11 protein-coding genes and 1 tRNA gene are annotated in these 12,023 nt (G+C 56.5%); 6 read left to right on the top strand and 6 right to left on the bottom strand.

Going from position 1 to position 12,023, the window contains the following annotated elements; translation table 11 throughout:
* Positions 1 to 345: 345 nt before the first annotated feature.
* The 3 genes from GXX82_15835 to GXX82_15825 are packed head-to-tail and all read left to right on the top strand — an operon-like array spanning position 346 to position 3,067.
* A complete protein-coding gene (locus GXX82_15835) occupies positions 346 to 1,362 on the top strand; it encodes a LysM peptidoglycan-binding domain-containing protein (GenBank protein ID NLT24512.1) in 1,017 nt (338 codons plus the stop codon).
* 8 nt (positions 1,363 to 1,370) lie between these two features.
* A complete protein-coding gene (locus GXX82_15830; protein ID NLT24511.1) occupies positions 1,371 to 2,558 on the top strand; it encodes a hypothetical protein in 1,188 nt (395 codons plus the stop codon).
* 44 nt (positions 2,559 to 2,602) lie between these two features.
* The gene (locus GXX82_15825; GenBank protein ID NLT24510.1) at positions 2,603 to 3,067 is read left to right on the top strand and encodes a hypothetical protein; all 465 of its coding nucleotides are present in this window, start codon (positions 2,603 to 2,605) and stop codon (positions 3,065 to 3,067) included.
* Between the two features lie 154 nt (positions 3,068 to 3,221).
* Here the strand turns inward: GXX82_15825 and GXX82_15820 are convergent, their stop codons facing one another.
* The 6 genes from GXX82_15820 to GXX82_15795 all read right to left on the bottom strand — a co-directional run bounded on the left by GXX82_15820 (position 3,222) and on the right by GXX82_15795 (position 8,968).
* Positions 3,222 to 4,442: an FtsX-like permease family protein gene (locus tag GXX82_15820; GenBank protein ID NLT24509.1), complete on the bottom strand. Its 1,221-nt coding sequence runs from the start codon at positions 4,440 to 4,442 to the stop codon at positions 3,222 to 3,224.
* Positions 4,439 to 5,662 carry an FtsX-like permease family protein gene (locus GXX82_15815; GenBank protein ID NLT24508.1) on the bottom strand — a complete coding sequence of 408 codons (1,224 nt, stop codon included), beginning with the start codon at positions 5,660 to 5,662 and terminating at the stop codon, positions 4,439 to 4,441. Before GXX82_15815 ends, GXX82_15820 begins: the two co-directional genes overlap by 4 nt.
* Positions 5,631 to 6,305, bottom strand: coding sequence for an ABC transporter ATP-binding protein (locus GXX82_15810; GenBank protein ID NLT24507.1), 675 nt, complete (start codon positions 6,303 to 6,305; stop codon positions 5,631 to 5,633). The genes GXX82_15815 and GXX82_15810 overlap by 32 nt, the downstream gene beginning before the upstream one ends.
* Entirely contained in the window at positions 6,302 to 7,435 is a 1,134-nt protein-coding gene (locus tag GXX82_15805) for an efflux RND transporter periplasmic adaptor subunit (GenBank protein NLT24506.1), read from the bottom strand. The genes GXX82_15810 and GXX82_15805 overlap by 4 nt, the downstream gene beginning before the upstream one ends.
* The gene (locus GXX82_15800) at positions 7,432 to 8,733 is read right to left on the bottom strand and encodes a TolC family protein (protein NLT24505.1); all 1,302 of its coding nucleotides are present in this window, start codon (positions 8,731 to 8,733) and stop codon (positions 7,432 to 7,434) included. Before GXX82_15800 ends, GXX82_15805 begins: the two co-directional genes overlap by 4 nt.
* Before the next feature lie 162 nt (positions 8,734 to 8,895).
* Positions 8,896 to 8,968 (bottom strand) — tRNA-Phe (locus tag GXX82_15795).
* A 134-nt stretch (positions 8,969 to 9,102) separates the two neighbouring features.
* On the opposite strand from GXX82_15795, the gene GXX82_15790 reads away from it, so the two are divergent.
* From GXX82_15790 to GXX82_15780, 3 genes are read left to right on the top strand one after another with little or no spacing between them, the layout of a single operon-like run.
* Positions 9,103 to 10,314, top strand: a complete 1,212-nt coding sequence (locus GXX82_15790) for a DUF1015 domain-containing protein (GenBank protein NLT24504.1) — start codon at positions 9,103 to 9,105, stop codon at positions 10,312 to 10,314.
* On the top strand, positions 10,307 to 11,047 hold the full coding sequence (locus GXX82_15785) for a methyltransferase (GenBank protein NLT24503.1): 741 nt from the start codon (positions 10,307 to 10,309) through the stop codon (positions 11,045 to 11,047). The genes GXX82_15790 and GXX82_15785 overlap by 8 nt, the downstream gene beginning before the upstream one ends.
* Before the next feature lie 2 nt (positions 11,048 to 11,049).
* The gene (locus tag GXX82_15780) at positions 11,050 to 12,018 is read left to right on the top strand and encodes a polyprenyl synthetase family protein (GenBank protein ID NLT24502.1); all 969 of its coding nucleotides are present in this window, start codon (positions 11,050 to 11,052) and stop codon (positions 12,016 to 12,018) included.
* The last annotated feature ends 5 nt before the right edge of the window (positions 12,019 to 12,023 follow it).

Below are 12,023 nucleotides of genomic sequence, written 5' to 3'. Positions count from 1 at the left end.
TTTCAATCCCATGATCAGAACAATGGCAACAATGACCAAGAAGGCATAACTGATATACTGACCAGCATGTCCCACGTTCCACATGATCTCTCGTCCGACATCGACCATAAACTCTGCCTCCTGAGGATTTTTTTGTATATTATCATTTCAAGAGCCCAGTAAAATCAACAAAAATGTGATTGATTTCACGAACCCTCTGGATTGTCCTCCCGAGACTTTCCCCGCTTACGCGCGCAAGAACCCAGTCAATCCAGCGTTTTACAACACGGAGAAGGAGATTTTACTTGACATTTTTTCAACCTCTTTGGTATTTTAAATCCTATAATACCGAACAAAGGGGTTCTATTGAGAAAGCTGCCAATTTTCTGTATACTCTGCGTCGGCATCCTGTTTCTGGCAATCCCCCTCGTCACCACCGCCGCCCAGGTCACACACAAGGTGAAACGCGGTGACAGCCTTTACAATCTGGCAAAGAAATATCATGTCTCCGTGAGCCATCTCAAAAACATGAACGGTCTCCGTTCGAACAGGCTCTCCCCCGGACAGACGATCGTCATCAAAAGCAGCGATGAGGACCGTGCCGTCAGAGAGACCCGCAAGGCGTCGTCCTCGAAAGCCATAAGGGCCCAGGTGAGGCAGGAAGAACCGGCGGAACCCGTTGTCTCCGAGAGCGATGACGAGTTTATGGAATACAGGGTGAAGCGAGGCGACACGCTCGACAAGATAGCCAGCAGGTTCAACGTTGAAAAGGATGAGCTCATCGCGACAAATAACCTTACGTCGAGAAAGAACAGAAGACTCTCCCCCGGCAGGACCATCCTCATTCCGAAGGTGATGGAAGACGATGGCGACGATGGCGACACTATCATGTCCTTCAAGAGCGTATCGGTGAAACCCTGGAAGAACAGCGAAGAGAAATATATGCTCGTGAAGGTGGCGAAAAGTTTCATGGGCGCCCCCTACAAGTACGGCGGGAACACCCTGCGCGGCCTCGACTGCTCCGCCTATGTGAAGAAGATATACGAGATCTTCGATGTGGAACTCCCGAGGAGCGCCCGCGAGCAGTACAAGGTCGGGAACAAGATCTCCCGGGAAGAATTGTCCGTTGGCGACCTTGTGTTCTTCAAGACACGACGCTACGCGAAATATCCCACCCATGTGGGCATCTTCATAGGCGATGGCAATTTCATTCACGCCTCTTCAGGAAAGAGCCGCCTTGGTGTGAAGATAGACACACTCTCTTCCGGTTACTATTCCGGGGCCTATATCGGCGCGACGCGCATCAAGGGAAATGTCGATGCGGCGAGCAGTCAGGGCCCTGAAGCGACACAGCCCACGGAAAGATCCAGCAACAACTCCTGATATCCCATGTGAGAAAAGAACCTTTTCTCGTAGGCCTTTCGATAGCCCTCTACCTGTTCGGTCACCTGGCGCTCGTATGGGGTCTTGAACCGGTCATCAGTTTCTTCTATGTGACCTCGTGGTGGTCGTACATAATCCTTCTCGATTCACTTGTGTCCTTGAGATCGGGAAGACCTCTTCTCTTCCTTGATCGTTCCCTGCCGGCGGTGATAATCGTTTCCTGTGGCTACTGGTGCGTCTTCGAGCTTGTCAACCTGCGTATCGGGAACTGGTTCTACGTCAACGTTCCCCACGGTATTCCACTGCGATATGCCGGATATCTCCTTGCCTATGGCACTGTCATCCCGGCTATCTGTCTCACGGCGGCCATCATATCCCCGCTTCTCGACCGTGTCAGGCTACGGCCCGTCACGGTATCCCGCAGGTATCCGACCCGGGCCATGTCCTGCGGCATCGCCCTCTTCCTGCTCACCCTCATCTTTCCCGGGTATCTCTTCGGACTAGCCTGGGTATTCGCCATCCCTATCATCGACGGGATCAATCACCGCGCGGGATACCGGTCCTTCATGGGCGACCTTGAGCGCGGAGAGGTCGGCCGTCTTCTCGGCGCTCTGGCCTCAGGGCTCGTGTGCGGCCTCCTGTGGGAGACGTGGAATTCCCTCTCGCCCGTCAAATGGGTCTACACCGTGCCTTTCTTCGAGCGGATGAAGCTCTTCGAGATGCCTCTTCCGGGATATATCGGTTTCCCGGTCTTCGGCGTGGAGACGATCGCATTCATCGATCTCCTCCAGGGCCTTCGGCGCAAGAGAGCCGCGTTTGTCCTGACCATCTGCACCGCTCTTCTCACTGCCGCCCTCTCCTTCGTTCTCATTGACGCTTACACCGTGTTCTCCCGTACCACCCCCGTGGAGCAGCTTTCCTTTCTCAGCCGACAGAGCAAGGAAGCCCTCATGGTCTCGGGCGCAAGAACGAACCTGACCGTCGACACGACGCTGCTCGCTCCCGGCGAAGCCCAAAGAATGAGACTCGTCAATCTCAAGGGCCTTGGCTACCAGAACTACCTCAAGCTGGAGAACCACGGCATCACGAGCGTACACGAGCTCGCCAGGCTCGACGAAGCCGCGCTGTCCCGTATGCTCGGTGAGAAGAACCCCCTGAGGATACACATCTATCAGTCAGCGGCGCGGGCGCATTGAGTGTTGACATACCCGTTGCATCTGTGGTGAAATAGCATCCAGAAATGGCAAGAAAAAAAGAGAAAGAGCTCATCCACAAGCCGGACATGTTTGTCACGGCCTTTGAATCGGTTTCTCTGTACATCAGGGAGAATACAAAGCAATGCCTGTACGGGCTCGCGGCTCTTCTCATCATAGTCGCCGCCGTCGCTGCGTACATCGTCTACGCCAACCACCAGGCGGAGAAGGTCCAGTATCAGCTGGCGCTGGGTATAACCGCCTGGGAGACATACGAACAGACAAGGGCTGCCGGGGAGATGGACAAGGCGGAAGGCATCTTCCAGAAGATCGCCTCGGGAGCGAGCGGCAAACCCGGCCACATCTCAAAACTGTACCTGGCAAACATCAAGCTCGCCCGGGGCAAGAGGGATGAAGCCCTGAAACTCTACCAGGACGTCTCCGGGAACTCATCGAACAAAACACTCACCTACCTCGCCGACAACGCGATCAAAAGCCTCGAAAAGAAGTAAAGAACCGTTTCAGGTTTCAGGTTTCACGCAAAAAAACAGTTGCGCGTTTCGATTCAAAGGCCACGGTCTCGCCCAAACCACGGCCCACGCCGTGGCCGAACTGGGCCTTTTCCCTTGAGACCTGAGACCTGAGACTTGCGACCTGGAACGGCCTTTAAGAATAAAGCGCCTTGACCGGTTCGTACTTGGTCCCCTCCATGGCCGGATAGATGCCCGCCAGGACACCGATGACCATGCTGATGCCGAGGGCGAGGGGAATGTTAATGGAGAAGACCATCGGGAAACCCCCGATGATATCGACGACCACCGTTATGAGAAGCCCCGCGAGAATGCCGCCGATTCCGCCCACGAGGGCGACGATGACCGATTCCGACAGGAACTGCATTATGATGTCCCTTTTCTTCGATCCAACGACCCGCCTGATGCCGATCTCCATCTTCCTCTCCGATATGGAAAGGAGCATGATGGCGAAGATCCCCAGGCCGCCGATGAGGAAGGACACCGTCGAGGCGATGACGGTCAGGACCGAAACGAGCCGTATGCCTTCCTCCTGGGTCCTCAGTATGTCTTCCATGGTGAAAACGGTAAAGTCATCCTTCTGCTCCGGTTTCATGTTGTGGGCCTTTCGGATGAGATCCCTCAGGGCCGCTTTCATGCCGGAAAGCGGATAACCTTCCTGCACCTGCACGTACATTCCCTTTATGTAGTCCACGTTGCTGTAGCGCCTCATGAACGCGTTGAGAGGAACGTAGACCTGCAGGTCCTGGTCCTGGCCCGCGAAGTCCGTCCCCTTTTCCGTCATGACCCCCACGATCTCCGTGGGAACGCGAAAGACCAGGATGTTCTTCCCTATGGGGTCTTCGCCGGAAAACAGGCTCTCAACGACCTTGTAGCCAACGACGGCCTTCTTCTCGGCCTTCGCGTCCTCGTCGGCGGTGAAGTACCTTCCCGCCGCCAGGTCCACGTTGCGAATGTCGAACACCCTGTTCGACACCCCGGCCACGCTCACGTTGAGCATGCTGTCCCTGTATCGTGCAGGATAGCTGATATCGTAATAGGGGACCACCTCGACGACACCGGCAATGGATTCCTTCACGAGCTCAGCGTCTTTCAGCTTCAGCGTCTTCGATTCCGAGAACTGCCGCGTGCTTCTTCCCGCCGCGTGGACGAGGCCGGCCCGGACGATCACAAGGTTCTTGCCGAACTTCCCGATCTCAGATTCTATCTTCTTCTTCATGCCGTCGCTGATATTCCCGAAAGCCACGAGGCTCATGACCGCGAAAAGAATGCCGAGGAGCGCCAGGGTCATTCTGGCCTTGTGGACGACCAGGTTCTGAAAGGCTATCCTCACGTAGAAGGAGGCGGTGTATCTCATCCCCGGATCGCCTCTATCGGTTCTATCCTGCTCGCCCTTAGAGCCGGCCTCAACCCCGACAAAAGGCCTGTGAGAAAACTGAAAAGAAGGGCAAAAAGAACCACCTTGAAGGAGAACATCATGGGAATGTCGAAGAGCTTCTCGAAGGTGCCGCCGAGAACAACGCTGAGCAATATGCCCGCGACGCCTCCGATGAGGGTGATGAGGATGGACTCGAAGAGGAAGGAAAGCAGAATGCCCTTCTGCGTCGCGCCATAGGCCCTTCTGATGCCGATGTCCTTCTTGCGCTCCTGTATCGTGAGATAGAAAAGGTTCGCAAGGACAAAGCCGCTGACGACAAGGGCCACGATCGACGCCGTCCCCAGGAAGAGCAGAAGCGATCCAGAGATCACCGTGACAAAGGCAAGGATGTCCTTTGAGCTCCTGATGGTGAAGTCGTCATCGAGGTTGCCTTGCAGGCCGTGACTCATCCTGAGCGTGGCGCGTATGTCCTCTATGGTCCTGTCGAGGTCCCTGTGGGTCTTCAGACGCACCATGCTCAGGTATCTTCTTTCATTGACAATGCGCTTTGTCACCGTTGTCAGCGGCATGATCACCCTGTCGTCCACGTGGGGTCCCCCGACGCTTCCCCCCCGCTCCTCCAGCACGCCGATGACCCTGGTGGGGAGCTTTCCCACGAGGATCGCCTTCCCCAGTGCGGGCTCGCCCCTGAAAAGCTCTTCATACACCTTGGCCCCGATGACGCAGACGGCCTCCGCCCGGTCATAGTCGTCGGCCGTAAAGACGGTGCCGGCCTGAAAACCCCAGGAGAAGGATTCGAAATAGTTCGCCGTGGACCCTATCGCCTGGGTCTGCCAGTTCCTGTCCTTGTATCGCATCATGACATTGCGGGCCGAGAAAACCTTCATGACATCATAGACGCCCTCCACCCTGGCAAGAAGATCGGCGTCGCCTACCCTGATCGTGCTCACCCGTATCCTCGCGGCCCGCTGCCTCTCGCCGCCCCCGAAGATCATGATCGCATTGGGCCCCAGGGCCTCGAAAATGAGCTGCGCCTTCTTGTTGGCCCCATCGATGGTGGTGATGATGATGCAGATGGAGAGGATACCGAGGGCAACACCCGAAAAAGAGAAGACGACCCTGCCCCGGTAGTAGTAGAGGATCTTCAGGACCTCTTCGACAAACTCTCTAAGTTGCGATATCTTCTGAAATAGCGCCATCCTCTATCCTGACAAGGCGTCTTCCAAAGGTCGCGAGCCTGGGATCGTGGGTCACGACAATGATCGTCTTCCCCTCGTCGTTGAGCATCCGAAAGAGGTCCATGATCTCGCCGCCGGTCTTCGAATCGAGGGCCCCCGTGGGTTCATCGGCGAGGATGAGGTCCGGGTCGTTGACGAGCGCCCGTGCTATGGCCACGCGCTGCTGCTCACCCCCGGAGAGCTGCGACGGTTTGTTGTGTATCCTCTGTTCCAGGCCGAACCTCCCGAGGAGCACCTTCGCCTTGTCCCGGGGATGCTTGATATTCTTCCTGGAATAGACTATGGGTATGAGAACGTTCTCGATGGCGTCGAGGTAAGGAAGGAGAAAGAACTGCTGAAAGACGAAGCCGATGTGGTTGTTCCGCATGTCGGCAAGCCTTTCGTCATCGAGACCGTCCACGCTGGTATCGGCAAAGATATACTCGCCCTCCGTCTGCTTGTCGAGGAGCCCGATAATGTTCATAAGCGTCGTCTTGCCCGACCCGGAGACACCCATGAGAACGACGAACTCCCCCTTTGTCACCGTGAGGTTGATGCCTTTGAGGATCGAAAGTTCACGGTCCCCTACGAAGTAGCTCTTCCTGATGTCCTTGAGTACGATCACTTTCTCGAGCCCGCGTTGTTCTGCGGCTTCTTTGCAGCCGGAGCCATGGATGGGACGATGACCTGCTGCCCCTCGGTGAGCCCCGATGTTATCTCGGTGTAGCTCTGGTCGCGGACGCCGGGGACGACCTCCTGCCGGACGCTCTTGCCCTTCGATCTCACATAGACCACATTCTTCCTGTCTTCAAAGCGAATCGCCCCGTTGGGCACGACGATCACATTCGCCTTCTCCTCGATGATGATCCGGACATGGCTTGTCATCTCCGGCTTCAGGGTAAGGGCATCGTTGGGGTCGATCTTGACGATGGCGAGATAGTAAACGATATTCTCCTTGATCTCCGGCTGGGGATAGATGCGGTCTATGACGCCTTTGTATATCCTGTCACGGTAGGCGTCGACCCAGTACTCCACCTTGAGTCCCGGCTTCACCCTCCCGATGTCGGTCTCGTCCACGTATATCCACATCTCCAGCTTCGTGGGATCGATGATGGTTATCAGGTTCGGTGCGGACAGGCCCGAGACCACCGTCTCCCCTTCCTGGGTGGCGACAGCCGAGATGTAACCCGATATGGGGGCGTAGATCTTCGTGTAGCTATGGCTTACCCTGAGGGCCTTGAGCTTCTCCTCGGCCTCCTTCACCTTTGCCTTGCCGAGCTCGACCTGGGCGCGCGAAACATCACGTTCGCGCTTGGCCTTTTCGACACTGTCCCTGGTCGTATACTCCTTCGCGAGAAGGCGTTGCTCCCGCTCGTAGTTCGTCTGGTTGTATGCGTCCTGAGCATGTTTCGCATCGAGGTCCCTGCGCTGCTGCTCCACGGCGGCCTCGGAATTGCGTATGTTCGCAAGGATCTCACGATCGTCGATCTCGACGATAAGGTCGCCCTTTTTCACGTGATCCCCCACCTGGAACTTGAGCCTGTTCAGGGTCCCCGTTGCGCGGGTGCCGACCTTGACGATGGCTCCCACCTGGGCCTTGATGATACCCGTCTGTTCCGTGGAATAAACAACATTGGCGCGCTTCACCGTGAAGGGTTCTCCTTCCTTTGGCCTGTCGCCTTTTCGGGTAACGAAGAAAACGATGAGGACGATGAGGCAGAGAGCCGCGATCGCGTACAGGATCTTTCTTTTCATTGTCCCTGGTCCCCGAGGTAGGCCGCTTTTTCGAGGTAGGCCAGCGAAACCCGGGCCTTCGCCAGGGAGCTGACGTAGCTCTCGTTGGCCGAAGCAAGGTCCTTCTCGCTCTGGAGAAGGTTCAGTATGTCGCCTTTCCCTTCCATGTACTCGCCGTAAAGCTGGTTGAAGTTCGAGGTCGCCTCACGGACGAGTTCCCCGTACATCTTCACATCCGCGACGCTCAGTTCGTAGTCCTTGACCGCCCTCGCGATGTCGAGGCTGGTCGTCCTTTTGGTCTCGGCCAATCTCTGGCGGGCCGCATTGACGTCGCTCATGGCCCCCTGCATGTTGTAGTACCGGCCGACCCCGTCAAAGAGGGGAAAGGAAAGACTGACCATGAAGGCGTCCGTCCTGCCGTCAGGGAAGAACCGGCTGTCCTGCCTGGTCTGCTGAAGGGTCGTGTCTATTTTGGGATACCAGGCGCTCCTTTTCTCGTCGTACACCCTCATCAGCCTGTCTATTTCCTTTTGCTGCGTTATGATCTCCGGTTTTGCCGCAAGGGCCCTGTCGTTCAGGCTCTTCTGATCGGCCGTGAAGGAAGGGGCCGAAAGCGCGCCCTCGACATCGAAGGGGTCCGGCGCCGGGACGATGATGAGCGACCTCACCGATTCCAGCGATTTTTCATACTCCTTCCTGGCCCTCTGCAGATCGATCCTGGCGTTGAGGAAGCGGACCTCCGCCTGCAGCAGCTCGCTTTTCTTCGCGACCCCTTCTTCGTATCTCCCGCGGGTGAGGTTGTGTATCTTCTGCGCGGCCTGCAGCGCCTCCTGCCTCTTCCCGACGATGGACTTTGTCCCGAGAGCGAGATAGAACGCGCTCTTGATGTTGTATACGACGTCTTCCCTGACGCTCTTGAAACGTTCCTTCTCCCGTTCCCAGACCGCGAACGCACCCTTTCGCTTCGCCCACCGCTCACCGCCGTCGAAGACCCGCCAGGAGATGGAACCGCTGAACGTGAACGCGTCACGGGAATCGGTGGTGTCCCTCAAGTTGCCCGTGTACGTGCTTATCGGCGTCATGGGAGATATGGTCCGTATGTAGGAGGACCCGATCTGGGCCTGCGGCAGAAAAGGATCTATGGACGATATGTAGGAGAACCGCGATCTCTTGACGAACTCCTCCTGTTCCTTCATGACATAGGATTCTCCGAGACCGTTCTTTATCGCTTCGTCGAGAGTGATGCAGACACCCGGCCCGGGGACGAGGAAAAGAAGGAAGGAACAAACGACCAGCAACTGCCGGACATGTCCTGTCAAATGAATTGTCCTGTGCTCCATGAAACGAACTCGCGCCATCCTATCCGTCGGAAACGTCTTCAAAACCGCCGCAAGTGCTATTGTAGCACAATCATTCTTCTGTCACAATCGAAAGACATGGGATCGGGCTCGAAAAGAGCCGGGGAACGAAGAAAAGGAAAATGCCGAGGAACGGAATTGAACCGCTGACACGGGGATTTTCAGTCCCCTGCTCTACCGACTGAGCTACCTCGGCAATGTGTAAATTTAAAACATAACCCGCCGCGCCCTGTCAACAGTTTACTTGGAAAATGACCGGCCTGAAAACTTTGACAGGACCCGCCAACGTATGTTACACAGATTCAGCAGATCCCCGGGCAGGCAAGACCGATGAAACCATTCAAGGGAATACTCTATAACACCCGAAAGACCGACGGCATTGCCGATCTCGTCTGCCCTCCGTACGACGTGATCGAGGATACAGAGCCCTATTACGCGAAGAATCCCTTCAACGCCATACGACTGGAGCTTCCCCGGGACCTGCCCGGCATGGACAGGTACCGGAACGCGAAGAGCACCCTCGATGACTGGCTCTCGAAGGGTGTTCTCGTGTCCGATCCCGGCGAGTCCATCTATGTTTACGAGCAGGAATTCACCATTCAGTCGGCGACGTACCTCAGGAAGGGCTTTATCGGGCTCCACAGGCTCGACAGGGAACGCATCCTGACACACGAACAGACGCGCAAGAAGGCAAAGGCCGACAGGGAGCAGCTCATCGGCACCCTGAAGACCTATACCAGCTTCATCTTCGGCCTTTACGATGACAGGGAAAAGCAGGTCCGGCACCTGCTCGACACCGCACCGGCACAGCCGCTCTTCGAATTCACCGACGAGCAGTCCATAATGACCAGGTTCCACCGGATCACGGACCCCGACTCGATCGGAGCCATGGCCGCCATTCTCGACACAAAACGCATCTACATCGCCGACGGACATCACAGGCTCGATGTGTCCTACCGCCTGGGAGTCCCCTATGCCCCCTTCTACCTCACAGATATGTATGATGAAGGCATCGTGATCCTTCCCTACCACAGGTTGGTCAGGTTCAACCACAAACGGCCCCTCGCGGAACTCATTGCGGCCCTCGAATCATGCATGACCATCGAGAGAAGGCCCTTCACAGGCGATGACGCGCTCGAAGGCGCCCTGTCGGCCGTGGCCGCGTCTCCACGCCCGGCCTTCGCCTTCTTCTCGGCAGACGACCGGCAGCATCTGTACACGGCCGTGGAGAGATCCCCGCTCCCCATGTACAATTCCCCGGACCTCCACGACAGCCTGAAAAGATTGAAGGTGAATGTCATTCACAGCGGGGTCATCCGCGGAATACTGGGGATAAGGGACGATGAGATCTCCTTCACGGAGGACCATGGGTGGTCCGTCGATTCCGTGAGGAACGCCTCCAGCGATCTGGCATTCTTCCTCCCTCCCACGACGGTAGATGAAGTGCGGGACATCGCCGAGAACGGTCTTGACATGCCCCCCAAATCGACGTTCTTCTATCCCAAGATCCTGACGGGTCTTGTGTTCTACAGGTATGCGTGACACCGTCGGAAAAGACGAGACGCTCGACATCCTCTGCAACGAAGAACTGCGGATCATTCAGAAAAATAGGGGATACCGGTTCTCCATCGACGCGATCCTGCTCGCCGCCTTCGTGGTCCTGAAAAAGCATGAAAGGCTGTTGGATATCGGTTCCGGTTGTGGTATCATACCTATCTATATTGCGAAAAAGGGCTTCAGGAACGAGATGATCGGCGTGGAACTTCAGACGGATCTCCATGAGACGGCGCAAAGGAACAGCGTGATGAACCATTGCGAGGACCACGTCCGTTTCATCAATGCCGATATCAACGCCCTTGTTCGGGACATGAGGCGAACACCTTTTCACGTGGTCACCTCCAATCCTCCCTATACAAAACGCAAAAGCGGCAGGACGTGCCCGGAAAGGTCGCGCTTCCTGGCGCGCAACGAGGAGGCCCTCGATCTCGAGGGTCTTGTGGACGCGGCGTCGTCTCTCCTCGTCAAAAAGGGGCGCTTCTACGTCATTTATCCGGCCCGCCGTGCCGGCGAGCTCATCCATGCGGCCGCGTCACGGAGACTGGCGCTTAAGAGGCTGCGCGCCGTCCATCCCCGGAAGGACGAGAGCGCCAACCTTGTCCTTGCCGAATTTACAAAGGACGGCGGCGTCGGGGCCGTCATCGAGAGGCCGCTCTACGTGTATGACGGAGATGCCACCTCCGCGGAAGTTAACGAATACTACTCATTTGGAGACTAGACATGTCGGGATTTACGCAGATCATCCAGAAAGACCTCGAGAAGCTCGAGTCCTCGATCGATGAACTCATCAGCACGCGGGTCAGTTACATCAAGGAGATCGTCACCTATATCATAAAATCCGGCGGCAAGAGGGTGCGTCCCGTACTTGTCATGCTCTGCTCCAAACTGTGCGGCTACCGTGGCAGGAAACACATCCCCTACGCCGCGATCATCGAGTTCATCCACACCGCCACCCTGCTTCACGATGACGTCGTGGATAACGCCAAGACCAGGCGGGGCCTGTCCACGGTCAACACGGTCTGGGGCAACGAGCCCAGCGTCCTGGTCGGGGATTTCCTTTACTCCAGGTCCTTCGAACTCATGTCCCGGGACGGCAATAACGAGATCCTCAAAACCATCTCGAAGGTGACGACGGCGCTGTCCGAGGGAGAGATCCTGGAGATAGTGAAGACCGCCGACGTGGAAACCACCGAAAAGGATTACTACGAGATAATCGGGAACAAGACGGCCGTTCTTTTCGGCGCCGCCTGCGAGATCGGCGCCATCCTCGGTCAGCGGCCCGACAATGAACGACGGGCATTGAGGAATTTCGGGTACGATCTCGGCATAGCCTTTCAGCTCATGGACGACGTCCTCGACTACACGTCATACAACGACGTCCTGGGTAAGCGCGTGGGGACCGACCTGAAGGAAGGCAAGGTGACCCTCCCCCTTATCCATGTTCTGAGGAACGCCGGCGAAAAGAACAAGGCCCGCATAGAAAAGATCTTCGCCAAACCGAGGATAACACAACGTGATTTCGACCGCGTGCTCGCCATCATAGAAAAGAACGGCGGAATCGCTTACACGCTGGAGGCAACGGAAAGACACCTCACCCAGGCAAAGAGATACCTCGACGTCTTTCCCGCGTCACGCTACAAGACCGCCCTTCTCGAGCTTGCCGACTACATGCTGAAGAGAGAGATGTAGCTAAG

Origin of the sequence: Syntrophorhabdus sp., assembly GCA_012719415.1 — a bacterium.
Lineage (GTDB): Bacteria > Desulfobacterota > Syntrophorhabdia > Syntrophorhabdales > Syntrophorhabdaceae > Delta-02.
Note: the sequence above shows the minus strand (reverse complement) of the source record. Positions and strands in the feature narration are given on the sequence as shown.

What these genes read in the sequence shown, in the direction of transcription:
- GXX82_15825 (NLT24510.1), top strand. Translation starts at nt 2,603, where the DNA reads ATGGCAAGAAAAAAAGAGAAAGAGCTCATCCACAAGCCGGACATGTTT.
- GXX82_15820 (NLT24509.1), bottom strand. Translation starts at nt 4,442, where the DNA reads ATGAGATACACCGCCTCCTTCTACGTGAGGATAGCCTTTCAGAACCTG.
- GXX82_15815 (NLT24508.1), bottom strand. Translation starts at nt 5,662, where the DNA reads ATGGCGCTATTTCAGAAGATATCGCAACTTAGAGAGTTTGTCGAAGAG.
- GXX82_15805 (NLT24506.1), bottom strand. Translation starts at nt 7,435, where the DNA reads ATGAAAAGAAAGATCCTGTACGCGATCGCGGCTCTCTGCCTCATCGTC.
- GXX82_15790 (NLT24504.1), top strand. Translation starts at nt 9,103, where the DNA reads ATGAAACCATTCAAGGGAATACTCTATAACACCCGAAAGACCGACGGC.
- GXX82_15785 (NLT24503.1), top strand. Translation starts at nt 10,307, where the DNA reads ATGCGTGACACCGTCGGAAAAGACGAGACGCTCGACATCCTCTGCAAC.
- GXX82_15780 (NLT24502.1), top strand. Translation starts at nt 11,050, where the DNA reads ATGTCGGGATTTACGCAGATCATCCAGAAAGACCTCGAGAAGCTCGAG.